Consider the following 26440-nt stretch of genomic DNA (forward strand, 5'->3'; position numbering starts at 1 on the left):
TCTCTGTGAAAACTCAACAGGTCCACAAAGTACCTTGGATTATGAAGTCTGTGAGCTACCCCCTCATAAATGAGGGAGCTTCCTGCTTCACAGCCCCACCTTGCCAGAGTACTGGTAGAGGGCGGAGCTCCACACTAAGGGTCGCTCCGACCCCGCACCCTTCAAAATGTTAAGAGAAGCATTATAGTCACGATCTGCAATCCAACCACAGTTGGGACAAACGAAAACACGATCAGATAGAGACAAGTCATTTTTCACATACCCGCACCTAGCACAAGTTTTGGAAGTGTATGCAGGATTAACTAGGATGAGTTTCTTTCCGTATTTTTCCAGCTGATACTTCAGCACATCCCTCAACTCACCAAATCCCACATCACTCAGCCTCCTCCTCAGAGACCTCAAGGACTTACCCACAAGTTGTTTAGCGTGAATACCCTCCATCACCACAACGTCATAATGCTCAGCAAACCACTTACCCAACTTCATGTAAAGATCCGTTCTTAGATTCTTCAAATACTCATAAGCCCTAGCAAGCTTAACCTTAGCCTTAAACCAATTATTAGAGAGGAACTTCTTCCTTGAAAGCTCCCTATGAAGATGCTTCACTTTCCATAAAGCTTTCTCGTAAGGTCTCAAATTAGGAAAATACTCACCATCTGACGTTACTAACAACTTTTCTACACCAACATCTATCGCCACTACCTTACCAGTGTTAGGTAACTTGGGGAATTCGTGATCAACTACGAAAGTGATGTATATCCTCTCAGATCTTGTTAGCTTCACTACCACCCTCTTTACTTTGTCAAGGGGAAAGTCTCGGTGAACTATTACCTTGAACGTACCAAGATTTGATAGTTTAAGCGTTATTAGTTTCTTCTTGCTTCCTTTTCTTATTTCTCTAACGTTAGTGCTTTCAGAAAGTTTATGGCTTTAGGCAAAGGATATACCACTAAATCATAGTCTAAGAACTTTTCCAAAATACTAGTGAAGTATTTTCCAACCGCTTTGCGTATAGACAAGGGAGTAGTATTTATGAGGTTTCTTTTCTTTTGGGAAACGTGCTAAACCTTCAAAAAAACCTCTGTCTAGCTTCGTAGTAACGGTCAGCTACTTGTTGAACCACTTGCGAGTAGAGTTGCTTATACTCATCATCTTGTTTTCTCAGATCTAGAGCCAACTGTCTTAACTCAGTCTGCGTAAGTCCTTTCCCATCCCTTTGGTAAAAGTATATGTCTGCCCACCTTAAGGTGTTGTAGATTTTGCACGCTAACTTCAACTGGGCTTTTAACGCCCTAAGGGTTTGTTCGTCAGTGTATGCACGGAAGCGAAACCCTAAGGTGGGTATTGATGTGTATTTTGTTATTTTCCTATTTTTAACTTTTCTACAAAGGGATTCATCTCAAAGAGGCGAAGTTTTCCGCCCCCTTTGAACCCCCGTCTGTTATAAACATAATACGCAATCATAGGTCAGATTGACTACAGATGATAGCTTATATGGCTGAAATGTAGTATAAAAATACCTAAGACGTACTGGTGTTTACCCGTGGCGTAACTTCTGCTTACTTTTAACCACTTCTAATTCCGCCACGGGCACCCCTCTTGAGGGCTCATACACACTCACCCTCAACTCATTGGGGCTAGTCGAGGGAAACACCACTACCCTCCCATCCGTATTTGTCGCCCCCAATACCTCGTGAGCATAGCCCGTCATCAGTATGGAGTTCATCAATTTATAATGTAGAGGAAATAATATATAAACATAATCATAATAAAGATCATATTGTGAAATGATTAAAAGTATTTAAAAGTTATGCAAATGTGTTACAGTCTCCAACATTTGGAATCTTATTGGTTAAGATTGCCCATAGAGCGGGGAATATTTAGTAGATCATAATGAAGCCTAGGAATACTATATACAAGCCAAGAAGTTGACACTAATTCATGAAAATTCAGTAAAGATAAAGAGCATAACAAGTATGGGCAAATAAGACTAATGGCGCTAATGGAAAATTCTAACTTCTCACGCAAGAGTCTTAGGAATCTTCAAGCTAACTATATATTATATTATACAAAATTTTATTTTTACTATTTCTATTCTACCAATTTAGTACACTGGAATCGCACTCTGAGTATTTAAAGGCTAGTAGTAGAGCACCTTGTTCTGGCTCATGTTCTGCAATTACCCCTTTTATATTATTATTATCTAAATAATTTCTAAAGAAATTATAATATACTGAAGAATTAAACATTCCGCCTTTTAGGAATATTTTATCAACACCTATTTTTACTGCCAGCTGAACAGCATAACTAGCGAGCTCAAAGGCTGCGTTTTTCAATATATCTAAGGCTATCCAATCCCCTTCATTAGCCGCTTCATCTACTATTTTTGCTAATGATGCGATATCCTTAACCTTATGACCCTCATGATAAGCCCACTTTATTAAATCATCAACATCATTTATATTCAAATTCTTCATTATCTTATCTGCAATTATTGTTTTGTTTATCCTGCCATCTAACATCTTTCCAAAAGCTCTCAGTGCTTCTCTTCCTATCCAATAAGCTGAACCTTCATCAGCTATTAACCATCCTAAGCCTCCAAACCTAACCCTCCTATTACCATCATAGCCAACTATAACACTCCCAGTACCTGCTATAACTATAACTCCAGGGTTTCCTCTAGTTTCTGCATAAAGAGCGACAAAACCATCGTGATCGACATAAACGTTTTTTGCAATAGATCTCAATGCTTCTGCCATTATGTTGTAATCATATCTAGAATCTACCCCAGCCAAACCTACATAAGCTACATCTGGTTTCATACCTTTTGTGGCTAATAAAATCGCTCTGTTAACGTTTTTTACAGCCTCTTCAACACCTACATTATGGAAATTCGCAGGTCCAGCTAAACCCTTGCCTAAGAAGGATCCGCTACAAGTATAAGCTATAGCACTTGTTTTACTTCCTCCCCCATCCACTCCGACAAGTATCATGAAATATATTATGTTGTTAAAGAAATTTAAATGAATAGTTTAATGCGTCTAGATAGCTTTTAGGGTCTCCTACGTTTAACCATTTCTCATCTTCATTCATTTCTAACGCGTAAACTTCTTTACCATCTAGCAACAAATTATGTATCCCATAAGTTAACTCCAACTCTTTACCTTCCTCAACCTTAATTTGCCTTAAGGCACTGAATATACTAGGCTTAAAAATGTAAACTGCAGCTATGGCTAAGTTAGATTTTGGATGTAATGGTTTCTCCTCCGCGTCAATTACCCTATATAATTTGTGACCATTGTACATACCCTTATCTTGAACAGTTACCACACCATATCTACTAGGATTTTCCACTCTTCTGACTAAAAGTACGCCATCTGGACTTATTTCATTAAATAGCAATTTGAGAGAGTCATATCCTTTAGTTAGAACACCATCATCAGCATGAACGAAGAAAGGTTCATTTGTTGAGAAGTCCTCTGCCCTCAAGACTGCATCGCCAAATCCCTTAGGCATATCTTGAAATACAAAAGTTGGTGTTCTATCGAATAAGTATTGCATTAGTAACATTCCATTTCTTCCTACCACGATACAGAACTTTTCTACACCAATCTTATTTAATGAATCCATTATTAAATCTATAACTGGTCTAGTTACCTTCCCTCCATTTTCCGTTACGAATAAGGGTAATAATGCCTTTGGTAATACATTTGTTATATGTTTCATTCGACTTCCTTTTCCAGCTGATGTAATTACGGCCTTTTCAAGCATTAATTCATATTAAAGTATTCATATTATATATGCTTTGTGGATTGCTTCAGAATTGTACAAAAAGTTTATAAATTATTCGTTTAAGTATTACCTATGGGAAAGAGTAAGTACAAGAGGGACTGGAGCAAGTACGACGAGAACGTCATTACTAGATATAAGTTGATGTTCCCCTTCTACGTATTCGAACATTGGTGGGACTTATTAGCAGAGGAGAACAGGAACGCTAGGACAAAGTATAAAGCTCCGAAGGAGTTCGACGAATTCCTAGCCTTCCTCCACATCTTCCTACCTTACAGAGCAATAGAAGGAGTATTAAGAGCCTTAGAACAATTGAAGATCATCCCCACAAGCCTCGATTACTCAACAATATGGAAGAGAGTGAGGAACATGAAAATAACCTTCCCCGAGGCAAGTGACGAACTTGAAGTAATTGCAGACGCTACAGGCATTAGCACAAACACGGGAGGACAATACATTGTTGCCAAGTGGGGTAAGACTAGGGATTCAAAATTCCTCAAGATCGAGATAGTAATGGACAATAACGAATTCAACGTGATAAACGCTGAGGTCACTAGCAACGAGGTTGAAAGCGCTGTAAAAACAGTTAAGGATCTTCAAGATAAGGGAAAGAAGGTCAAGAAGTTTTATGGAGATAAGACATATGACGCCAATGAGGTTTACAAGACCGGAGTTGAGGTTGTAGTTCCTCCCAAGAAGAACGCTTCTACTAAAAGGGGCCATCTTGCTAGACGTAAGGCTGTGCGGGAGTTTAGGAAGTTGGGTTATGATCGTTGGAGGGAGGAGAAGGGTTATGGCGTTAGGTGGAGGGTCGAGTCCTTGTTCTCTGCGGTGAAGCGTACTTTTGGGGAATCGGTTAGGGCAACAAGTTTTGCTGGACAAGTAGTTGAGGCTAAGCTCAAGTTCTGGGCTTACGCGTGGATGGTTCACTTGGCGAATTCTGTAGTCGGTAGGGCTCCGGGCATTAGGGTGTAAGCTTGAGAGGAACGTTGAAATAAATATTAATTACTGAAAAATTAGTGTTATACAATATCGTTTTAATGAGACAAATTGAACAAATCAACAAAGTATATTATATAAGATCATTGTGAAGTTATTCTTCTTGCTCACTTTCCTCTTCCATCATACTTAACGTCTCAGCCACTAGAAAACCTATTATTATGAATGACATAAAGATATATACTTCTATAGGAGAAGCAGAAGACAAAGAATTTATTAGCTCAAATATACTAAAGGTCACTGCTGAAATTCCAACTATAATTTGGAACAGCCTCTTTCTGAATTTCTTGATTGAAATTTTTATTAACGAAAAATTGGCTGCTACGTGTACAAATAAACTTGAAAACAGAGCTATAGCTCCTAATACGCCAAATGCGACGAATGGGTTATTTATTAAATATAAACCGAATAATGAGGTTATAAAGTATAATATAACGGACAATATTACAGCATTGGTAGGTCCTTTGTAATTTTCAAATTTGCTGAAAACTTTAGGTAAAAGATTAGTATAAGACATAGCGAAGATTGTCCTAGATGTTGCTATAATAAATCCTAAACTTCCTAAGATACCATCGTTTATGGCTGCAAATAAAACAAATATGAAAGTAATAAGACCAAATCTATTTTCTATTAGATGTAAAATGTCGACGTTATTAGCTGATATGTTGTAGAATAATAAATGATCACCTATTGCGTAAATATCGAATGCAGCTAGCAATCCTCCTAATAGAATAACTGTTATTATAGCCCTACTAATTGTCTTTCTTGCATCTTTAGCCTCACCAGAAACTGGTGCTATTGCTCCATAGCCAGTAGGTATACTAGAACCGAATAGAATAGCATATGCTAAAGTTCCTAAGTTTACATGAAAAGATAATGGATTATAAAAGTGAAATCCAGTAGAGCTTAAAAATACTAGTGCAAGTGTAGTCATAATACCTATTTCTAACAAGCTTGTAAAAACAGCGTATTTTGTGCTAATCTTTATACCCATAATTGCAAAAAAGGATGCAATTGATAGAAGACCTAGCCCTACTATCCAAGGATTTATCCCTAGGATGTGATAGAGAATATATGTAGTTCCAAAAATATACGCAACACCATATGTAGTAGAGTATAGTACATAGAGCCATCCAGTTTCAAAACCTAAACGTTTAGTTAAAGAATAAAATGCATATGTATAATAACCACCCGCTTTAGTAAATCTCTTTGAAAGTTCATAAACTACCAATCCATTTAGGAGTACTAGTAAGGTGCCTAAAATGATTGCTATAGGGGCTAAAAAACCAGCAATAATAAACGCTTCTACGCCATATGTCAAGATACTCAGAAAGGGTGATTGAGAACCCATTGAAAGAAAAACGATATCAATAAAGCCTAAATGTCTTTTAGGTTCTTGATTCTGTTGTGCTTTGCTGATTGACGAGGTACTCATCCGAAAATCACTTTTCTACGACTATTATTTAAACTCTTTCCCTTATACTGTTAAAAAATTACTTTAGAATATTTATCTTTTGGACTAGTTTAAATAATGATACCACTACGTATGCATCTACTACTGGCATAAAATCTGTTACATAAAAACTAAAGAGAGTATGATTTCCCAAGATATAAACAATTACAAATCCTATCCACATAGTCCACGCCCACATTGTAGTAGTTATCAGCTTACTGTCTCTAAAAATAAACGCAAGTGGAGTTGTAATTATCCATAGTATTAACACATAAGGATTAGTACTGGCATACAAATTGTAACCAAGATAGAAAGGATGAATGTTTAAGAACCAATCCCATGGAGTTGAAATCTGAGAAGTCGCAGTTAAAGTAATATGGCCGTTAGTAACGTCCCACAATGCTCTGTGAATTATAGTAGCGTCTAGCCACGCCTTAATTCCACCGTAATAAGCTATTAATGGGGTAGAGAACAAAATGTATATCAAAGCTGGAATTCCTATTCCATAAATCGCTCTTTTCTTAACATTATTTGAAATCTCTCCTAGATAGTAAAGAAACGGAAATATTAGAACATAAGCTGATTCCTTTGACAGCATAGCCAAGGCTAACGCTATACTAGCCCATAGTGGTTTATCGTTCAGTAGAAAATAAAGAGATAGAAAACTGAAGAAGGATACGTAAATATCAAGAAGCGCTATACCGTGAAGAGACCACACATTCGGATCCAGCGCAATAAGAAGAGCAGTAAGTATTCCAGCTAAGTTGCCTAAAATTCCGTTACTAACTAGTTTTTTGCCAAGAAAATAACCTACGATAAGCATGAGATCACCTAGAATCCAACTAGGTATTCTCCAAACTATCGGATAGTATCCCACAAAGTAGATGAAAACTGCCATAATGTATTTAGCTAGAGGAGGATGTTCTGGATTTATATATGTTTGAATATTCTGCTCATTCGGATATCCTATATTTGTCATTGGTGGGGGAGTTACATGAAACACTAATTTTAGCATATTATAAGCAGCTGTAGGATACCATACCTCATCACCTATATATGCGTTAATAGGTGAAAACGTAATTACTGTTTCATAAGTATATACAGAAATAAGTACAATTAAGGACAAATAAAAGAAAAAGTTAATCCACTTTAATTGCATAAACTAAGCCTTTACTTCAAAATTTTTAAAGCTTCTCCAATATCCGCATTCTCGTGAATAACCTTCGATATAGCTTTAGCTAGCTTGTCTGGTTCTTCCGCTTGCCATAAATTCCTGCCTACAGTTACACCCTTAGCTCCAGCTTCTAGAGCATCTCTTAGCATCCTTAAGAATTCCTCAGTTGTATTTGTCTTAGGACCTCCTCTAATTAGGATTGGACTAAATGCCACGTTAATGACTTGTCTAAATGATTCCTTGTTTCCCGTATAATCAACTTTTAGAATATCAGCACCTATTTCTGATGCTAATCTAGTCACATACTTTACCAAATCTACTTCTTTTACTGAATCTGGATTATCTTTTGTAACATATAAAGGTTCTACAATGAACGGTATCCCATAATCATTTGCCTCTTTTCTTAAGGAAGATAAGACACTCAAATTATACCCTTCTACTGTGTCGTTTCCATAGCCGACTACTAGATAAGTAACTACAGCATCTGCTCCAGCACTGATCGCGTCCTTTACTGTATAAATACTCGCATAATAACCCTCATTGTAGACCTTGTATTTTTGCCTCCATACGTTCGCAGTATCCAATCTAGTTATTAACATAGGTGACCCTCTTGAAAAGAAGTTCTCCTTAACAAGTTTTACCATTGAAGGTGTCATTTGTAAGGCATCTGGACCATTTTTAGCAATTTTAGCTACGACTTCTACAGGATTTTCTATTCCCTTCAATGGTCCCATTACCAATCCGTGATCTAAGGCAACAACAAAAGCTCTACCTTTATCAAATAACTTGGCCATTCGAATTTCTGAACCAATCATAGAAGTAGATTAAACTCTTTGCTTAAATTCTCTTATAATCGCTATTACCAACCTTCTACCATAAGGGTTAAAAGCGTAGTTGTATAGAGTAAAGACCAAAATTGCTACGACAGCATATATGCCCATTGCCAAAAAACTTACTGGTCTATAAACAGTTGACAAAGGCAAACTGAGTGCGCTTAAGCCTAATGGTATAAGAAATTCTCGCAATGGAAATCTAAAATTATAAATTCGCTTACATACATTATAGGAGGTAAACAGCATTGAAAATGAATTAGTTATTATCCCAATACTCATAAAGGCTGCTAATAAATAAGGCGAGTAAGAGGAGAAGAAGTAAATCAGTAAAGTTGAAATTCCTAAACCTAGTAATGAAAAAAGTAAATTGGAAGTTGTAAGCTTAAATAGGTAACCCTTAAATTCATCCTTGGATTCTACTGACAGAGTGGGATCGGCCATTGTTATACTTTGATAGAAGATACTATACAAGCCTCTTATGAAATTTGAAAAAGTAAGTATATATAGTGAGAAAATAGCTGCTATATACTCAGGTCTTAGTTTGTATAAAACTCCATATCCGTCTAAGAAAATAAGAATTAAAAATAAGCTACCAACTATTGAGTAAAGTTTGATTGCATCAACGATTATAGATGGATTTTTATCTTCAGCTAACTTAGCCATAAGCCCTGTATATATTGCTTGTGACCAAATTTGAATATTACTAACTATAATTGCTGATTCAAAATATGCTACTACTAGATCTGAATTTACTATACCTAGAGTTATCCATACTATTGATGCTTCTAGAATATATTGAATATAATTCGCTATATATACTACTGCTTTTCTAACAGCCGAAAAAGCTACCTTAAAGTCAATCTTGAGATTAGCTCTTATAAAGAATAAATTGAATAATACTTGAGCAAGATAGCCTATACTGTAAGCTAAGATTACTGCCAGAATAGAAAGATTAAATATAAACATGAATATAATCCCTGAAACTAATCTTAAAACTTGAAAGATTAGTGCAGAAATTCCAACAATCTTGGGTGTTCTTCCTTGAGCTATTGAATTTGTTACAGTCAGTAAATAGGTTAAAATGATTAGCGATATTGCAGAATAGAAATAGATAGGAACATCCAGCTTAGTTAAAGAAATGTAGTATGGAACTAAAAGAGCGAAAACCAAACTTGAACTAATTCCAGCTATCAAGTTAATTATTACTATTCCTCCTACATTCTTCCTTTCTGCAGAATATCTTGACGTTATTAATGAGAATAGATTTGCGGGTATCGTAAAATAACCTATTGTGAAAACGTACAAGGTTTGCCATGTCGCAAAATAAGTAATACCATAAGGAGGATTCGATAAGTACTTTGCAACCATTAACGTGAAGACAAATGAAATAGGAGCACCTAAAGCCCTAGTTAGTAAGTTAATAATACCTATTCTTGTAACTCTCACAGTCTCTTTTTTATCCACATTTTTACGTATCGAAAATAAAGTATTTATAGTCTATCGAATCAAAAAGGTTTGAGATTAATCTAATAATATTATAAAAATCTCTTATCAACAGAGTTGTTAGCCTTCTAAAATATCATCTATTGCCCGTGCAATATCTCTTATAGATATTATTCCCCTTAAGTTTCCATCATAATCAATAACTGGTAAATGTCTAATGTTATATGTTCTCATAAGGCTTAATGCTCCAGTTATTGGTGAATCTTCCTTGATAGTTATAAGGGAAGCAGTCATTATTTCTTCTGCTATGGTATCTAGACTTTTACCTTTTCCAATAGCCCTAACTACATCACGTTCCGTTATTATGCCAATAGGTTTCCCATTATCCACTACAATTACTGAACCTACGTTATTATCTGTCATAATTCTAGTTACTTCTTTAAGCATAGTATTTCTACCTACTGTTATTACACGGGTTTTCATATATTCTTTTACAAATTCTTCTTTCATATTTATCATTGTATAGGAAAAAAGATAATATAAATTTAAGCTATATATGCTCTTACCGATAATATGATAAAGAAAAGACAAGCTTCATCCTTTTAGGTAGTTACAAAATCGTTTTCATAAGATTTCTATAAGAGATCGTAGTGACCAACCTTAATTACATGCATTGTTATTTGTAATTAAAATAATCTTGTATAAACAATTTTGGAAGTATTATTTAGGACAGGAGAGAAGTCGGATGTAATGTGATTAGTCGACTTGTTGAATATTTTTACACTAAACTGCTATTAACTTCCTTTCAATTAATGATAGCGTGTTCAATTTATATTTGTGATGCACCTTAACCCTTTATGCGAATTCAACAAATCCACGAAGCAGATGTGATGAAAAATAATATAAACTCCCTGCACGAGATTAGCATATGAATTGGGAAGTAGTAAAATTAAGATTAAATATGGCGTTAGCAACTCTAGGAATTACCTTACTAGGATTTGCATTGGCGTTAGCAGTTGCGGATTATGCGTTCGGGGCGCAATTTGGAGTAGGATTAATATTATCTATCTTAATATTTATATTCTTCCTTAACATTATTCAATGGTTGTTCGGACCATATATGATAAACTGGGCATATAGGACAGTAGAAGTAACTCCTACTGATCCAGTTTATGGATGGTTATACAGTACTGTAGCCGAAGTTGCAAAATATAATGGATTTAGAGAAGTACCAAAAGTTTACATTGCTGATGTGCCATTCCCTAATGCTTTTGCATATGGAAGTCCGATAGCTGGTAAAAGAATAGCCTTTACATTACCAATATTAAAATTACTAAATAGGGATGAAATAATGGCAGTAGCGGGACATGAGCTAGGACATCTAAAGCATAGAGATGTAGAATTGCTAATGGCTGTAGGTCTGATTCCAGCTTTAATTTATTACTTAGGTTGGTGGTTATTCTGGGGAGGATTGTTTAGTGGAGGAGGAAATGGTAGAGGGAATAATGGAGGATTAGTTTTCCTTTTAGGAATTATAATGATGGCAGTAAGTTTTGTTTTTCAACTACTAGTACTATCCTTAAATAGAATGAGAGAAGCCTACGCAGATGTTAACTCGGCCTTAACAGTACCTGGTGGAAAAGAAAACTTGCAACTAGCCTTAGCTAAATTAACACTATCAATGGATCCAGAAGCATTAGAAAGATTTAAGAAAAAGAGTACTACAAACCAAATGGCAAGTATGTTATTCTTTACCAACGCCATTGAAGAAGTTCCAACATGGAATGCCAAAGAGTTAGTGGAAATTTGGAAAACTACAAAGGTTCCATGGTATGCTGATATATTTATGGATCATCCACATCCTGCCAAAAGGATACAGTTACTAGATAAAGTTTCAAAATATTAATTATTCGAACTCTATAGTTGCAGGTGGTTTAGAAGTAACATCATAAAGTACTTCTTTAACATTAGGTATTTTTTGTAATATTTCAGAACTAATTTTACTTAAAATTTCTTTAGGTATTCTAACATAATCAGCTGTCATGAAATCCTCAGTAGTGACTGCCCTTATTGCGACACTGTATTTTCCGCTATTCCTTTCGTCCAAGGTACATAATACATGAGTAATGTCATATTTAACTAAAGTATCTATAATGTTTTTCACATTATTAATATTACTGCACTCAATCTTTGCTATATTCCCATAAGCCCTAACGTCACCCTTAACTCCAGTAGCCCTAGCTTTGTATAGAAAAGCATCAATACCGTCTAAATTTACAAGATTACCATAGGATTCAAAGGATACTGCAAAATATTGCGAGTAGTTAAAAGGATCTAAATACTTTTCAACTATATCATTAGCTTCTCTCACTACTTCCAACTTTTCCCTAGTCAGTTTCCCCACCGCCCTAACTAGGAGACCAGGGCCAGGAAATGGCTGCCTTTCAGAAATTTCCTTAGGTAGTTTAAGATATCTAGCTAGTTCCCTGACCTCATTCTTATAAAGGTCTGCCAATGGTTCGATTAATGTAAATCCCCATTCTTTCTCAGTGTCTATACCTATTTGAACTAAGACATTATGTTGTGTCTTTATTCCACCTTGAGTCTCTACCCAGTCAGCGGCTATGGTACCTTGCATTAAATATCTTGCGTTGAACTTTTTCATTAATGATGAAATAGTAGAGTAAAAAAGTTCTCTGAATCTCTTCCTTTTCATTTCGGCATCGTCAATTCCCTCAATTTCAGAGATAAATGTCTCCTTCTTGTCTACTATAATAAGGTTAGGTAAAATATTACTTAAATAATCTTTAATTTTCTCAGCTTCGTTTTTCCTTAAAAAGCCGGTATCTACTAAAACGGGAATTACTTTATCGCCTAACAAATTATAAGCGAGAACTGCAGCTGTAGTACTATCAACACCACCACTTACCGCAGCTAAAACTTTCTCATTGCCAAGCTTCTGTCTCAACTGCGGCCCTATTTCCTCGACAAATGAAGCAGGATCAAACATTTAGTTAAGACTAAAAATTCATTGCTTATAAATTTCGACTATTTCGTCAATATGTAAATATTTCCTTAAAAATTGCTCTACACGAATTGCTTGCTGTTTGATTTCTTCTTCCATCGATTGGGAGTGAATATTAATATTGAACTCCTTCAGTAATTTTTTCATTCCATCAGAAAATAAGGTTCCATGTACACTTATACCAATGATATTATCCTTTTTTGCCCCATCCTCAACGCTTACTTTTTCACCATTCCTTAATGTTATCTTAAGCAAAGGCTTTTCACCCATGTATTTTATTACTCCTCTTCTAATTTCATAACCATTCATTTCTCCATATTCAGAAATGCCAGTTGTCATTGAAACAACCTTATCCTTGCTATAATGTACATTAATATCAAATATTCCTAACCCTTCATATTCTGTAGGATATCCCGCCTCAATCCCGTAAGGATCCACAATCTTTTTACCTAAAATTTGGAAACCACCGCAAATACCTAAAATGTTCATAGATCTTTGCCTTAGCTGTTCTACAAATCCGTTTTCCACCAACCACTTCAGCGATTCTAAAGTATTTCTACTACCCGGTAAAATTACAAGATCTGCCTTTGCAGTTTCTTTGGGCTTTCTTACGAAGGATACACGTGCATTAGACTTGACTAAGGCGTAAAACTCATTGAAATTACTCATGTAAGGATAGGCAATTATGGCTACTTCAACATTGCCATCGCCAAAATTGTAAACATTCATAGAATCTTCCGGCATTATGGGAGGCTCACTAAAAAAGGGCAGATAACCTAAATATCTCATTCCAGTTTTCTCTTCAAGCCATTTTATGGCGTCATTCAGAAACTTTTCATCTCCTCTAAATTTATTAATAATGAACCCTTTCAGGTTCTCTCTAACGGATTGAGGAAGCATCATATAAGTACCATAGGCGGATGCAAATGCGCCTCCCCTATCTATATCTAATACTAAAATAGCCGGAATTCTCTTTTCCTTCATTACTTTTATTGCTGTAATATCCTTGTCGATAAAATTCGGTTCTCCTATACCCCCTGCCGCCTCTATCACAACATCGTTTGATAAGAATTGTGAGACCTTTTTCCATAACTTCTCAGTTGCCAAATTGTAATACTCATTGCCACTCATGATACCAAGCGAACTCCCCATAAAGATTACTTCAAGACCCTTTCCCATTATCTTAAGCAAGATTGGGTTCATATACCTCTCTGGTCTTAATCCAGCTCCCCAAGCCTGGTATGCTTGTATAAAAGCTATTTCTCCTCCATCCCAAGTCGAAATACTATTCAAAGACATGTTCTGAATTTTAAGTGGTTTTGCGTTTAGAATCCTCACTAAGCCAGTGGTTATAAATGATTTACCAGAATCGCTCATTGTCGAAGCTACTATTATTGACACTTAATCATATCAACTCGGCTACTAAATAAATTCACATGCACCTAAAAGAGATACTTGCGCAGTTTTCGTTTTTCACAGCAATACCAGTTAAGAGTAGTGCTTCCTTAGAGGAAATTGCGGAATCCTCTTACATATCGCCAATAATTGTGGGTATATCGTTGGGGTTAATTGAGAGTGTTGCGTACTTAATTCTATATAGAATTCTTGGAGAACTTACTGGAATAGTATTGTTAGGTATAATAGAACTGCTTAGGGGATTTAACCATCTAGATGGCTTACTGGACTTGGGGGATGCATTAATGATAAGGGGAAATAGAGAGAAAAAAATAAAAGCGTTGAAGGATGTTGAAGTTGGCTCAGGAGGTATAGGTTTACTTTTAGTTTACTTATCAATACAAATAGTAGCTTTATTAAAATTAGATTTCTCGCTATACACCATATTCTATTTAATCTCATCTAATGTACTTTCCATGTCGTTAAGTCTTTATATACTTTCAACCATAAGTCCAATTCCAGAAAGCAATTTAGGAAGAATCTTTCACGATAAATTGAAAGGAAAATCAACTATATTACTTCTAGAATTAATTCCTTTTATCTCATTATACAATGTGATAGTCTTTATAATATTTTACATGATAATGTATAAAATCTGTGGATCACTTGGAGGCTCCTCAGGTGATATAGCTGGTGCGTCAATAACTCTTTCCTTTCCACTCTTCCTTATCACCGACGAGATAACCAATTTAAATTACTCACTACTATCTATCTTGTGTTATTTATTCTCGCACTTGCACTGATATGGGATTTAACGATTTCAGAACCGCCTATTTACATACACCCTGTAGTTTGGACTGGGAAAATATCGGAAATATTAATTAAACCATATAAGGGCTATTTCTACGGAGTCATCTTATGGATCTTATCGGTCTTACCTCCATTACTTATTTTCGTGTATTTACCAATAGTAGCAGAAATTCCAATTTATCTTAAAATAATAATCTTAACATTTTCCTTGAAAACGACATTTTCAATTAAAATGCTGTATGATATTGTAACAAAAGGATCAAGACTAGATGACCAGGCTAGGTATTATGCACAACAGATTGTCAGAAGAGACTTAAGTAAGAGCGAGAAAGGTCATATAGCTTCCGCCTTAATTGAATCATTATTTGAGAGTACCGTTGATGGAATAACCTCCCCAATCTTCTGGTTTCTTATTTTTGGACTAATTGGAGCAATGCTACAAAGACTTGCAAATACAATGGATAGTATGGTAGGATATAAGACCCCAGAACTTAGAAAAGAGGGTTGGTTCTCAGCTAAAATTGATACTATACTTAATTATATCCCAGCTAGACTAACCGGAATGATAATGCTAATAGCTGGTTTAATCTTAGGACTTGACGTAAAACAAGGATGGAAAGCACTTAGAGAGGCAAAAATGGAAAGTGTAAATGCCAAGTATCCAATAGCTATTGCTGCAGGTTTACTAAATGTAAGTTTAGAAAAGGTCGGCCATTATAAAGTGGGCTTTGGAAATTTACCATGTGAGGATGATATTGAAAAAGCACTTAAGTTATTTAAATTAAGTCTAATCTTGTACTTTCTAGTTATTTCAACTATATATTATTACCTTTATGGCATTTCCCTCCTTACCTATCCTTACGGCCTCATTGAACTCATCTAATGAGAATCTATGAGTTATCAGTTTAGTTACATCAATCTTCTTATTAGCTATTATAGCTAAAGCTTCCTTTGTATCCTCTTCCACAGCAGCATTACTAGGAATTATTGAGATCTCATTATTTAAGAGGTCACTAATATCGTAATTAAGTATCGTCCCCTTATATGGCACACCAAATAGTAAAACTCTACCACCCTTTCTAGTAGCATTAAGACCAGAGACTATTGCAGAAGGAGATCCAGAGGCTATTATAGTAACATCAGCGCCTCTACCATCGGTTAATCTCTTAACTTCATCAACTACATTAACTTTCTTCGCATTAAGGGAATAGTTAATACCTACTTTGTATCCAAATTCGGTTCTAAAATCACTTACGTCTGATGCTATGATAACTCCTGCCTTATTTACCTTAGCCATCATTGCGTGTAATAGTCCCATGGGACCAATTCCAACAATAAAGACCGTATCGCCATTATCGATAGCTACTCTCTTTTGCGCCCTAATAACGGTAGCTAATGGTTCTATGAATGCCCCTTCTTCGAAACTTACATTATCTGGCAACTTTAATACTCCCCCTCTTGCAACATTCCAAGCTGGGACTCTGAAGTACTCCGAAAATCCACCGGGATCTAAGTTAGTTTTTCTATAATAAGGACACATGGTCGGGCTTCCCTTTTTACAATAATAACACTCATAGCATGGGACATGGTGATGAGCAAAGACCCTATCCCCAGGCTTTAGCCAATCCACTGTAGATTCTTGGATTATTCCAGTCGGTTCATGACCCAATATTGGTTGTGATGCGGTGTATTGCCCACAAATCTTCTCGATGTCAGTACCGCACAATCCACAAGCCTTCATTTTAACTAATACATCACCTTGCTGTAATTTAGGTAATGGTAGCTCCTTTATTACAGCCTTTCCGTTCTCCATAATTACGCTTTTCATAGGTGAGAATCCCTCCACCATCTTAAAAAGGAATATATGGTAATACTTGCGTTATATTAATAGTGGATTTAATTATTACTTTCGGTTTACTCACACTGGTTGTTTTACTTGAATTCATAGTAGTACCCGCAATAATCCTTAAAAGGGGGACAAAATTTTCAACGATTTATAATTATCCTATATATATTATAAATTCTACTGAAATAAATGCATACTCTTTAACATCTGTTTGGGGAAAGTTCATAGTTTTAACTAGGGGATTGGTAAATGGGGAAGATGAGGAGCACATAAAAGCAGCTATTATGCATGAAGTTGGACACCTAAAGTTAAATCATCATGTGAAAATGAGCCTCTACATTATTTCCGTAATCATGGTCTTTACCTATCTCCTTGGAGTAAATATGCTAACATTAATTCCTTTTGCCCTTGTAGCCTTGCTGGTTCAAAGATATTTACAGAGAAGGCTGGAATTGGGTGCAGATAGATTTGCGTTAAGATTCATTAACAAGAAAATGCTGGAAGATTTAATAACGAAATATGATATGAAAGAAACGACATTTTTATCTACACATCCAAATATTCACGTAAGACTTAAAAACATCAACGAGTAGATTAGATTGTGTACGTTGGCAAACCTATTAAGCGAATCGAAGATCCTAAATTCTTAACTGGAGGCTCAACATACGTTGATGATATAGAACTTCCAGGTACATTATTTGTGGCATTTCTCAGATCGGTTAAACCACACGCTAAAATAAAGATAAAGAAGAATGGTAATAACGTATTTACTGGTTATGACATCAATCCAGGTAAGGATTTTCCAATACCCATAGAGGAGACAACTTACGTTGGTCAACCATTAGCTATTGTAGTAGGAAGGGATAGATATGAAGCTTATGACTTGTTAGAAAGTATTGAAGTAGAATATGAGGAGTTACCTTACGTTATTGATCCTCAAGATGCTTTAAAAAACGATGTAAAAGTTTACAGTAAGAAGGAGTCTAATATTTACGAATATAAGAAATGGGAAGGAGGAAATATTGAACAGAGTCTTAAAGAGGCTGATGTGGTAATTAACGGAGAGTTATATAATCAAAGAGTAATAGCAAACCCCTTAGAAACTAGGGGAATATTAGCTTACTTCGATGGTAATAGGTTAAATGTATGGTCATCTACTCAATCAGCTCATTATCTTAGAAGAAATCTCATGAACTTTCTTGGAATTGATAACATAAGGGTAATTCAGCCAGATGTAGGAGGAGCGTTTGGGAGTAAAATTATAGCTCATCCGGAAGAATATGCTATAGCTAAGCTAGCCTTAAAAATGAAGAGACCTTTAAAGTGGATACCAACCAGGTCTGAAGAGATGCAGAGTGCAGGTCATGGAAGAGATAAGAGATTAAAGTTTAAGGTTGCAGTAAAGAGAGATGGTACAATACTAGGTATAGATGGTACTTTAATTGCCGATTTGGGAGCGCCTTATCCAGACGCAAACGATGATGAGATAGGCAATGTTCACAGTACAGTTAGAATGCTATTGGGACCTTATAGGATTCAAAACGTGAGAATAGAGGAATACGCTGTAAACACCAACAAGGCACCTACTCAATCATATAGGGGAGCGGGTAGACCAGAGGCAACATATTTCATAGAGAGAATTATTAATATAATCTCTTTGGAGCTAGGAAAGGATGAATTTGATATAAGAGAGAAGAATTTGATTAGAGAACTACCATACAAGAATGCCTTGGGTATAACCTATGATACTGGAGATTATATTGGTCTATTAAATAAAGCAAGAGAATACTATGAGACGTTGAAAAAAGAAGCTAGCACGGATGAATGTATAGGTTCAAGTATGTACGTCGAAATAACAGCATTTGGCCCTTGGGAGACCGCAAGAGTTCTAGCTAAAAGTGACGGAAAAATCATGATAATAACTGGCAGTGGACCTCATGGGCAAGGTGATGGTACTGCTTTTGCCCAAATAGTAGCCGATGTTCTAGAGATTCCAATAGAGAATATTGAAGTTAGATGGGGAGACACTGATATAATTTCAGATGGGATTGGAACTTGGGGAAGTAGAACAGTAACAATTGGTGGGTCAGCGATGTATAAGGCTGCAGAAGAGTTAAGGAGAAGATTGATTGAAGTAAGTGCAAAAATGTTAAACGCTGACGTGGAAGAGGTAGAGTATAAGAATGGGATATTTTCGCATAAGAAGAGCAGTAAGAGTTTTACTATAAAGGAAGTAATACAAAACGCTTATTCAATGGGATACTCCTTAGATGTAACCTATGTCTATAACGTAACTAAACCAGGTTACACTGTACCTTATGGAGTTCATTTAGCGTTAGTTAAGGTAGATAAAGAGACTGGAAGTATAAGAGTGAGGAAATACATTGCCTTAGACGATGTTGGGAGAGTTATAAATCCACTACTTGCAGAAGGTCAGATAATTGGTGGGGCTTTACAAGGGATAGGACAAGCTATATATGAAGGAACAATATATAGTAAAGAGGGTTATTTGCTAAATTCAAACTTAACCGACTATGGGTTTCCTACTGCAGTGGAAGCACCAAGGATTGAGTGGCATTACATTGAAAAGGGATTATCAGGCCATCCTACTAATTCTAAAGGAATAGGCGAGGCTGGAGCTATTGCCTCAACTCCTGCTGTAGTAAATGCAGTAGAAAAGTGCATTAGGAAGAAAATAGTTAACATGCCGATAAGACCAGAAGAGGTTATTTAACTCATGCAAAGACATGTTATGTCATCTAAAGACTCTAAGATTTTTATCAACAAGATAAAAGAGAAGTATAATGTTGATATTTCTAATGCTAAATTAGAGGTAGGTAAGGAGAAAAAGGAGATATGGTATTATGTAAACGATATTTTAGCATTTTTCGATGACCTAATTCCTACACTTTGTGCAATAATCAGGTTAAAAATCAATCTCCCTTATGTAATTATAGATGAGGGAGCTGTAAAAGCTGTGAGTAAAGGAGCTGATCTTTTCGCCCCAGGTATAGTAGAATATAACTGCGAATGTAAGGAGAATGAGATTGTTTTAGCGAAGACCAAGACAAATTTACCTGTTGCAGTATTAAGAGTTCTAATGCCAAAGGAGAAGGCTTTAGTTGAAAAGAAGGGAAAGTTCGCCCTTAATCTCCACCATATTGGGGATAAGATATGGGAGATGTGTAATGGGTAACTTTTCTATTGTTATACCCACTTATAATGAGAGAGACAATATTGTAAAACTAGTAGAGGAGATAAATAGGATAGTACCATATAATTCCAGAATTCTTATAGTAGATGATAATAGCCCAGATGGAACAGCATTAATATTGCAAGAGTTAAACATTCATAACCTTACTGTATTAATAAGACATAACGAAAGAGGCTTAGGATCAGCGTTAAGATATGGAATTAGTAAGGCGATAGAGCTAGAATCAGACTTCATAGTCACTATGGATGCGGACTTTAGTCATAATCCGAAATATTTACCAGAAATGATGAAAATTGCCTTAAATGAAAATTGCGACCTAGTTATAGGTTCTAGATATGTAATAGGAGGTGGAATAGAAAATTGGTCACTTAGTAGGAGAATTATAAGTAAGGGAGCCAACTATCTGTTTAAGTTAGTTTCACATTCCCCAATCATGGATAATACGTCAAATTACAGAATATACTCACGTAGAGCCGCACTATTGGCATTAGAATGTGATACCACAAATGGATATGAATTTCAAATATGCTCAATATTCAAAATTATAAGGAATAACCTCAAGATTAAGGAATATCCCATCATCTTTGTAGATAGAAAAACTGGAAAAAGTAAACTTAATTTGAAGGAAATTTTAAATTGGTTCCTTTATATAATTAGGCTTTCCCTTTCTTTTTGAGCTTTTCCAACTCTCCTTTGATTGTATCTATCTCTTTCTTAAGTAAGGTTATCTCGTTCTCATGATTCTCCAATGTCTTCAATAGTTTCATGCTGTCTATGTGTGCTTCCTCCTCATATTCCCTAAGTCTTATATTACCGTCTTGATCCATTTCAACCAGCCCAAGTCTTTGGAGTTCTCTAGCGTAGCCCTTAGCTGTCTTTGGGGATACTTTTATTTCTAGAGCTAGATCTTTTACGTTCATAGTTCCCTTATTCTTTAGCATATTTATTATATCTTGAAGCCTAGGAGTAAGTTCCATATCTAATAGCTTACCATAGAATGCCTTTTAAATATAGAGACATATCAAATTAAGAGAGAGTTGACACTACTGCTAAAAGAGAATGATGTAATAAATTTACTGGATTACAAACAAATTTATGGAGCGTTAGTTAATGCATTTTTACTTTTTGAAAATAAATTTGCAATAAATTTAGAAAGAAGTAGAATCTCGTTTCACGGAACTACACTTACGTTTCAAGCAGCAGGTATGGAAAATTACATTGGATATAAAACTTTCATTTCAGGTAACCATTTGACGTTTCTATATGACACCTCTGGTAACTTACTAAGCATAATAGAGTCTGATAGACTTTCACAAGCTAGAACTGCTGTTTTATCAATTCTCGCCACAGATTACGTTTATGGAGATTTTTCCTCTCTAGGAGTAATTGGTTTGGGAAAATATGGCCTAGCGATTGTTGAGATAGCAAACCAATTAAAGAAAGGAATTAAAATTAATGTTTTCACTCCTTCACAACAACGAATGGAAAAGGCTCTATCGATATTAAGAGGTGAAGGTATAGATGTCTCACCGAAAGATTCAATTAAAAGAGTTTGTGAAGAAAGCGAAGTTGTAACGACAATAACTAAAGCTAAGGATCCGTTTTTGAAATTAGAATATGTAAATAATAAGAGAATACACATTAATGCAATGGGTTCCAATATACCAGAAAAGATTGAGATTTTCCCAGAGGTAATAAAAGCGTCAAATTTGATTGTGGTCGAGGAACTAGAGCAGAGTTTAAAAGAATCCGGCGAGTTAGTCATCGCAAAGAGGATGGGAATGTTAGATATGAGTAAGATAACTCTCTTGTCATGGATATTATCTAGAAAGATTAACGTACAGAAAGAGGGAATAACCATTTTTAAATCTGTAGGTATAGGTCTTGAAGATTTAGCGGTAGGGAAACTCATCTATGAAAAAGCTTTAAGCAAAGGTTTAGGTACTGAAATAGAGGTAAAGGGAGTTTGGTATCGAGAATCGGAAAAGAAATAGAGATTTCACCAGTCGAATTAGGATCACAAATAGCTAAAAGAGTTAAAATTAACATGGCCAGCGGGACGCCGGATCCTAGGAAAATGCCAATAAAGGAAATTAAAGATGCATATAGTGAAGTCTTGAACGAACTAGGTCCGAAGGTATTATTTTACCCCGGAGCTGGAGGACAAGAAGAGCTCATACGAGAGATAGAAGATAAATTCTTGAGTGTTCTAAACTTAACTAAGAGGAAAGATGAGAAAATAGTTGTAACAAGTGGAGCACAACATGCCATGGAATTGCTAGGCAAATACTTCCTAGAGAACGATGTTATAGCTGTTGAGAATCCAACTTTCATAGAAACTTTTAACGCACTAAAATTGAGAAGTTCCTCTGTAATTCCAATATCTTTGGATCCCTCAGGGATTGATGTAAATGAGCTCGAAACCTTACTGAAAGTTGTGAAGATTAGATTATTATATGTTATTCCAAATTGTCATAACCCTGCCGGAGTTAACATGTCTGAATGTAGAAGAAAGAGACTAATTGAATTGGCCGAGAAATACGACTTCTATATTATAGAGGATGATCCATATAGACCAATAGCGGGGGAAACTCCACAACCGATAAAGAACTACGACAATAACGGCAGAGTAATATACGTTAGTAGCTTCAGTAAAATAATAGCACCAGGATTAAGAGTGGGATTCCTCATAGCAAAGGAAGATATAGCTGAAAAAATTAGCTTAATGGAACAATTAGACTTCTCTACATCGACCATAAACCAATATGTAGTGGCTAGATTATTAAGAAAGGGGGTTGTAACTGAAAGATCAAAAGAGCTTTATGAGCATTATAAAAGTAAGATGAAGATATTAGTAGACTCTCTCGTAGATAAAGGATTAGACAAGTTTAATGAACCTAAGTGTGGTTTCTTTCTGCTCCTAGATGTTGGAAAAGATAGTTGGAACGTTTTTCATAAGGCTGTAGAAAAAGGCCTAAGTTTTGTTCCAGCAAAACCTTTCTTTTTGAGAGGAGGAGATACCATGGCAAGACTGAGCGTGTCAGTTGCGACTAAAGAAGAAATAATTGAGGGAGTCAAAATCCTTAATGAAGTCATAAGAAATATTTAACCAAATACAACTTCTTCTACTCTAGAAATAAAATCCTTTACTTGATTCTCATAAAGTGGGATATCGTCTTCATCTACATTCCCACTTAAATAACAATCGTAGTGTAGGGTTAGCCCTAAGTTCCAATAATATTCTACCCAATCTCCCAATATACTAGATAACTCCTTTACAACCTCAGTTCTCGGTTTATCTTGTAAAGAGAAATAATAACTGAGCAGTTTTATTCCAGCATTTATTGCTTCATATAACATTTCGCATACTACAATTGGTGAATTAACTGTATTACTGAGATCATAGTAGAATTTTGACGTTGATATAAAATATGTATAAAATTCCTTTTTAGACTCATTTAATGTTTCCACGATATTATACTTATACAGTATTATTTTAAAAAGTAAACGTCATGCTACTACGCTTTTATAAAGGTTTATGGTAAAGATATAAAAGGAATCATGAAGCTAATTTATTTCTCACTTCTCTTAACCGCTGTATCCCTATTAATAGGAAGTATAATGCTATTTAATACTGTACCAAGAATTTTCACAATCGGTACATTAGCTATAGTGATGTTTCTGATTGCGTCCTTGTTTTTAATTAATAAATATAATTTCTTAACTTATATATTATTCGTATTAGCAATATTAGCTATAATTATATCCTCTTCTTCCGGAGCACATGTACAAGCTTTTAGAGAATTTGGCGAATCCTTATACATCACAGCTCTGGATATTTTAATGATCTTAGGTTTCTATGTAGGGCCAATCCTATACATAGTAGCGTTCCTTAAAGATAATTTAAAAAGGTAAGAGTAATATAATTTAATTCTGTGGAAGTTATAGATCCGCATGCGAGAGTAGCAGATTTAGTGGGACTTTTGTACTCTTTAGAAAACACGTTTAATGGTAAGACAGATCTATACATGCTAGAAAAGGAGATGGAAGTGGATTTAGACGATTTAATGCCAATAGTGTATACTGCAAATTCCTTAGGTTTCATAACAGTAGGTGAGGGAGATATTATAATAACCGATAAAGGAATTGAGTTCCTTAAATCGAATCTTAAGAGAAGAAAAGAAATCATCAAAGATTCAATAAAGAAAATTGAACCATTTAAAACAACGTTAGAATTGAAGTATTTTACGATAGAAGAACTAAAATATGTTCTAGAAAAGAAAGGAATTCAAGTTTACAATAGCCCAGAGGGTCTTTATGACTTACAGATCACTTTAGTTGAATGGGGAGTTTATTCTGGATTGCTGAAAAAGGAAGGAGAGAGGTTTATTGTAGTTACGACTTAGCGTAATGCTAGAGAAGTATAAAAATAAAATTAAACAAAAAGTGTCTTATGGAAAAAGAAAAGGGAGAGGAGCTAGTTCATTACATTCACGAAGCTGACATATTTAGGACTAAGGTCTTCGGTATACAAGACGGTTTAATAGGAGTAGGCGCAATAGCGTTAGGAGCTGCCGGATTTTCCCATGATGCAATCGCAGTACTAGTAGCTGGTTTAATTGCAACAATCGGACAGGCGTTCTCTATGGGAATTGGGGAATATATTAGCACTAGAGTTAGAATGCAAGTTATTCAGAACGAGATAAGAAAGGAAAAATATCAGTTAAAGAAGTTCCCCGAAATGGAAAAACAAGAACTGGTTAATTTTTACATGAAGAAGGGTTTTACTAAAGAAGTTTCAGAAAAAATAGCTGATTACTTGCTCAAAAATGAAGACGTAGCGTTGGAGGAAATGTTAATGCATGAACTTAAAGTATTCCCAGAGGAGTTTGAGCGCCCAGTTAAGCTCGGTTTCCTCATGTCCTTTTATTTAATATTTGGAGGTCTTATACCAGTATTTCCATTTGCAATAAGTACCTACTTAAAGCAATTCGGGTTCAACTTTGCGTTAATTACCTCAATATTACTAGTAATCTTAACTCTTGGGATATTTGGCATATTAGGTACCAAGTACACTGGATTGAGTAAGCCGAGAGGAGCCCTAGAGCAAATAGGTACTGGATTGATAGCATTAATGGGAAGCTACCTAGCTGGAGTTATATTAGCGCATTTTATACCGATTTCATACTTACCTTAACCGTCTCCTGCATTTAACAAATTAGCTAATCCTCTTGGTATCTTAGCCGGCCTATTATCTTCCTTATATAACTCTTTTCTTCTAGCTTCCAATATTAATGGCTCCAAGTTCAAATATTCAGCAGCTGTAGTCACTCTTACACCTAGGTCCTTAGCAATATCGTGAACTGGTTTTAGAACTTGAGCGTAGTTGATGTCCCTTAAGACGTGGTGATCGATAATTACAGTTTCTAATCCATTCTTAATTATTTCCTCCATATTCCTAATTGAGTTCTCTAGTTCTTCTTCTTTTAATGCTCTACCTAAAAGATAACTTAAAGGGCCGTCAATTATAATGACCGTAGGCATTTTTTCCTTTGTGAACTTTAAATGTACGTCTTTTGGAGCCCCTTCTATATCAGATGTGAAAATAACTGTAGAGTCTTTATCACTTATTGCAACTTGGATCACGTAGCCTAATCTCTCATCAGCTCCATGTGGAACTGCTGGAGAGAAGGAGATAGTGGTAGTATTGAATTCAAAAGTTTTTCCGTCAGCTATTTCTATTTTTCTTGGTTTATCCTTTATGGATCGTAAGAATCTAGGAGCCCTCCTATACTTCTGGCTATTATTTATCATGTTCTGGGGATCTTTTAGAAACACTATCTTATTCTTATAGATATCCGTCGGTATAACGTATCCGGGATCATGATGATCATAATGATAGTGAGATACTACTATTACATCAACATCTTTGGCCACATCTACTAGAACTTTAGCTAACTGAGTTAGTCTGTCTACTTCTCTTTGATGCGGGGGAAGATTGTATCTTCTTGGGGCTAAGGAAACAGCAGGATCTACTAGGACCCTAAGATCTTTCGTTTCGATTAATGTTGCTTGAGATCTTACACCTAAACTCTCAAATGCTATTGGAGTAATTTTCATTTAAAAATACCTTATACCTTATGCAATTAAAATCTAATAGTAGAAATGTCTAAGGTAATTTCTCTTAAATTTTTCCTTATATTTTCTATATCCATTTTAGCCATCCTGATTCCATAGTTGGTTCTTTTCTTTTCTATATATTTCCCTATGCCATATAAGGTAAACCCAGTTATGGTAGTTATATGAAATGGGTCATCAAGACCAAGAGCTATAAATCTTCCTACTCCTTGAATTATTCTTCCTCGTGGTTCATAGTCACCTAACAGTTCCTTAAACATATATATATTATTGATTTCTAGGGTTAAAAGAGATTAGGACATCAGAAAAGTATGACGATAA

General features: G+C 35.5%; 27 protein-coding genes and 2 pseudogenes. 13 read left to right on the plus strand and 16 right to left on the minus strand.

The genetic code is table 11. The annotated features are described in order from the left end of the window. Positions 1-55 precede the first annotated feature (55 nt). The 4 genes and pseudogenes from SSOP1_RS18000 to SSOP1_RS15865 form a co-directional block, all read right to left on the minus strand. Positions 56-1345 (minus strand): annotated as a pseudogene (locus SSOP1_RS18000) (RNA-guided endonuclease InsQ/TnpB family protein). A gap of 192 nt (positions 1346-1537) precedes the next feature. Beyond that, positions 1538-1732 (minus strand): annotated as a pseudogene (locus tag SSOP1_RS18005) (hypothetical protein); the annotation flags it as partial. Between the two features lie 364 nt (positions 1733-2096). Continuing rightward, on the minus strand, positions 2097-2993 hold the full coding sequence (locus SSOP1_RS15860; protein WP_009989688.1) for an N-acetylglucosamine kinase: 897 nt from the start codon (positions 2991-2993) through the stop codon (positions 2097-2099). Between the two features lie 16 nt (positions 2994-3009). Beyond that, positions 3010-3771: a nucleotidyltransferase family protein gene (locus tag SSOP1_RS15865; protein WP_009989687.1), complete on the minus strand. Its 762-nt coding sequence runs from the start codon at positions 3769-3771 to the stop codon at positions 3010-3012. A 93-nt stretch (positions 3772-3864) separates the two neighbouring features. Between SSOP1_RS15865 and SSOP1_RS15870 the strand changes: the two genes are divergently transcribed. Next, positions 3865-4764 carry an IS5-like element ISC1058 family transposase gene (locus tag SSOP1_RS15870; protein ID WP_010923619.1) on the plus strand — a complete coding sequence of 300 codons (900 nt, stop codon included), beginning with the start codon at positions 3865-3867 and terminating at the stop codon, positions 4762-4764. Between the two features lie 118 nt (positions 4765-4882). On the opposite strand, the gene SSOP1_RS15875 is transcribed toward SSOP1_RS15870, so the two are convergent. The 5 genes from SSOP1_RS15875 to SSOP1_RS15895 all read right to left on the minus strand — a co-directional run bounded on the left by SSOP1_RS15875 (position 4883) and on the right by SSOP1_RS15895 (position 10201). Next, positions 4883-6223, minus strand: a complete 1341-nt coding sequence (locus SSOP1_RS15875; protein WP_010924168.1) for an APC family permease — start codon at positions 6221-6223, stop codon at positions 4883-4885. A 58-nt stretch (positions 6224-6281) separates the two neighbouring features. Next, positions 6282-7400: a glycosyltransferase family 39 protein gene (locus SSOP1_RS15880; protein ID WP_009989685.1), complete on the minus strand. Its 1119-nt coding sequence runs from the start codon at positions 7398-7400 to the stop codon at positions 6282-6284. A gap of 11 nt (positions 7401-7411) precedes the next feature. After that, entirely contained in the window at positions 7412-8230 is an 819-nt protein-coding gene (locus SSOP1_RS15885; protein WP_009989683.1) for a class I fructose-bisphosphate aldolase, read from the minus strand. Positions 8231-8239: 9 nt separating this feature from the next. Continuing rightward, positions 8240-9712, minus strand: a complete 1473-nt coding sequence (locus SSOP1_RS15890; protein ID WP_009989681.1) for an MATE family efflux transporter — start codon at positions 9710-9712, stop codon at positions 8240-8242. Positions 9713-9811: 99 nt separating this feature from the next. Beyond that, positions 9812-10201: a CBS domain-containing protein gene (locus SSOP1_RS15895; RefSeq protein WP_009989680.1), complete on the minus strand. Its 390-nt coding sequence runs from the start codon at positions 10199-10201 to the stop codon at positions 9812-9814. Between the two features lie 418 nt (positions 10202-10619). On the opposite strand from SSOP1_RS15895, the gene htpX reads away from it, so the two are divergent. After that, positions 10620-11597 carry a zinc metalloprotease HtpX gene (gene htpX, locus SSOP1_RS15900; protein WP_009989679.1) on the plus strand — a complete coding sequence of 326 codons (978 nt, stop codon included), beginning with the start codon at positions 10620-10622 and terminating at the stop codon, positions 11595-11597. Here the strand turns inward: htpX and SSOP1_RS15905 are convergent, their stop codons facing one another. Next, a complete protein-coding gene (locus SSOP1_RS15905) occupies positions 11598-12701 on the minus strand; it encodes a GMP synthase (glutamine-hydrolyzing) (protein ID WP_009989678.1) in 1104 nt (367 codons plus the stop codon). Between the two features lie 18 nt (positions 12702-12719). Then, positions 12720-14117: a cobyric acid synthase gene (locus tag SSOP1_RS15910; RefSeq protein WP_009989676.1), complete on the minus strand. Its 1398-nt coding sequence runs from the start codon at positions 14115-14117 to the stop codon at positions 12720-12722. Between the two features lie 35 nt (positions 14118-14152). Here SSOP1_RS15910 and cobS point away from each other — a divergent pair, with 35 nt between their 5' ends. Beyond that, entirely contained in the window at positions 14153-14914 is a 762-nt protein-coding gene (cobS, locus tag SSOP1_RS15915) for an adenosylcobinamide-GDP ribazoletransferase (protein ID WP_009989675.1), read from the plus strand. Beyond that, positions 14887-15804, plus strand: coding sequence for a cobalamin biosynthesis protein (locus SSOP1_RS15920; RefSeq protein WP_009989674.1), 918 nt, complete (start codon positions 14887-14889; stop codon positions 15802-15804). The genes cobS and SSOP1_RS15920 overlap by 28 nt, the downstream gene beginning before the upstream one ends. Here the strand turns inward: SSOP1_RS15920 and SSOP1_RS15925 are convergent. Further along, on the minus strand, positions 15733-16770 hold the full coding sequence (locus SSOP1_RS15925; protein WP_009989673.1) for a zinc-dependent dehydrogenase: 1038 nt from the start codon (positions 16768-16770) through the stop codon (positions 15733-15735). The genes SSOP1_RS15920 and SSOP1_RS15925 overlap by 72 nt on opposite strands. 41 nt (positions 16771-16811) lie before the next feature. Here SSOP1_RS15925 and SSOP1_RS15930 point away from each other — a divergent pair, with 41 nt between their 5' ends. The 4 genes from SSOP1_RS15930 to SSOP1_RS15945 are packed head-to-tail and all read left to right on the plus strand — an operon-like array spanning position 16812 to position 20657. Then, positions 16812-17360, plus strand: a complete 549-nt coding sequence (locus SSOP1_RS15930; RefSeq protein ID WP_009989672.1) for a M48 family metalloprotease — start codon at positions 16812-16814, stop codon at positions 17358-17360. Positions 17361-17368: 8 nt separating this feature from the next. Continuing rightward, entirely contained in the window at positions 17369-19501 is a 2133-nt protein-coding gene (cutA, locus tag SSOP1_RS15935) for a glyceraldehyde dehydrogenase subunit alpha (RefSeq protein ID WP_009989671.1), read from the plus strand. 3 nt (positions 19502-19504) lie between these two features. Then, positions 19505-19963, plus strand: a complete 459-nt coding sequence (locus SSOP1_RS15940; RefSeq protein ID WP_009989670.1) for an RNA-binding protein — start codon at positions 19505-19507, stop codon at positions 19961-19963. Further along, a complete protein-coding gene (locus SSOP1_RS15945; RefSeq protein ID WP_009989669.1) occupies positions 19956-20657 on the plus strand; it encodes a polyprenol monophosphomannose synthase in 702 nt (233 codons plus the stop codon). The genes SSOP1_RS15940 and SSOP1_RS15945 overlap by 8 nt, the downstream gene beginning before the upstream one ends. On the opposite strand, the gene sul12a is transcribed toward SSOP1_RS15945, so the two are convergent. Further along, positions 20635-20958 (minus strand): Sul12a family chromatin-organizing protein, encoded by a 324-nt coding sequence (gene sul12a, locus SSOP1_RS15950; protein ID WP_009989667.1) that lies wholly within the window; start codon positions 20956-20958, stop codon positions 20635-20637. The two genes, SSOP1_RS15945 and sul12a, sit on opposite strands and share 23 nt — an antisense overlap. Before the next feature lie 60 nt (positions 20959-21018). Between sul12a and SSOP1_RS15955 the strand changes: the two genes are divergently transcribed. Both SSOP1_RS15955 and SSOP1_RS15960 read left to right on the plus strand, forming a co-directional pair. Then, entirely contained in the window at positions 21019-21975 is a 957-nt protein-coding gene (locus SSOP1_RS15955) for an NAD(P)-binding domain-containing protein (RefSeq protein ID WP_009989666.1), read from the plus strand. Further along, a complete protein-coding gene (locus SSOP1_RS15960; RefSeq protein ID WP_009989665.1) occupies positions 21948-23090 on the plus strand; it encodes an aminotransferase-like domain-containing protein in 1143 nt (380 codons plus the stop codon). Before SSOP1_RS15955 ends, SSOP1_RS15960 begins: the two co-directional genes overlap by 28 nt. Here SSOP1_RS15960 and SSOP1_RS15965 read toward each other — a convergent pair. Further along, entirely contained in the window at positions 23087-23452 is a 366-nt protein-coding gene (locus tag SSOP1_RS15965; protein ID WP_009989664.1) for a hypothetical protein, read from the minus strand. The two genes, SSOP1_RS15960 and SSOP1_RS15965, sit on opposite strands and share 4 nt — an antisense overlap. A 90-nt stretch (positions 23453-23542) precedes the next feature. Here SSOP1_RS15965 and SSOP1_RS15970 point away from each other — a divergent pair, with 90 nt between their 5' ends. The 3 genes from SSOP1_RS15970 to SSOP1_RS15980 are packed head-to-tail and all read left to right on the plus strand — an operon-like array spanning position 23543 to position 25178. Further along, on the plus strand, positions 23543-23896 hold the full coding sequence (locus tag SSOP1_RS15970) for a hypothetical protein (RefSeq protein ID WP_009989660.1): 354 nt from the start codon (positions 23543-23545) through the stop codon (positions 23894-23896). 20 nt (positions 23897-23916) lie between these two features. After that, positions 23917-24387 (plus strand): AAA-associated domain-containing protein, encoded by a 471-nt coding sequence (locus tag SSOP1_RS15975; protein WP_009989658.1) that lies wholly within the window; start codon positions 23917-23919, stop codon positions 24385-24387. 47 nt (positions 24388-24434) lie between these two features. Further along, the gene (locus tag SSOP1_RS15980; RefSeq protein WP_009989657.1) at positions 24435-25178 is read left to right on the plus strand and encodes a VIT1/CCC1 transporter family protein; all 744 of its coding nucleotides are present in this window, start codon (positions 24435-24437) and stop codon (positions 25176-25178) included. On the opposite strand, the gene SSOP1_RS15985 is transcribed toward SSOP1_RS15980, so the two are convergent. Together SSOP1_RS15985 and SSOP1_RS15990 are read right to left on the minus strand one after the other, a co-directional pair. Continuing rightward, positions 25175-26101 (minus strand): MBL fold metallo-hydrolase, encoded by a 927-nt coding sequence (locus SSOP1_RS15985; RefSeq protein WP_009989655.1) that lies wholly within the window; start codon positions 26099-26101, stop codon positions 25175-25177. The genes SSOP1_RS15980 and SSOP1_RS15985 overlap by 4 nt on opposite strands. A gap of 26 nt (positions 26102-26127) precedes the next feature. After that, entirely contained in the window at positions 26128-26379 is a 252-nt protein-coding gene (locus SSOP1_RS15990; RefSeq protein WP_009989654.1) for a hypothetical protein, read from the minus strand. Between the last annotated feature and the right edge of the window lie 61 nt (positions 26380-26440).

Source organism: Saccharolobus solfataricus, assembly GCF_900079115.1.
GTDB lineage: Archaea > Thermoproteota > Thermoprotei_A > Sulfolobales > Sulfolobaceae > Saccharolobus > Saccharolobus solfataricus.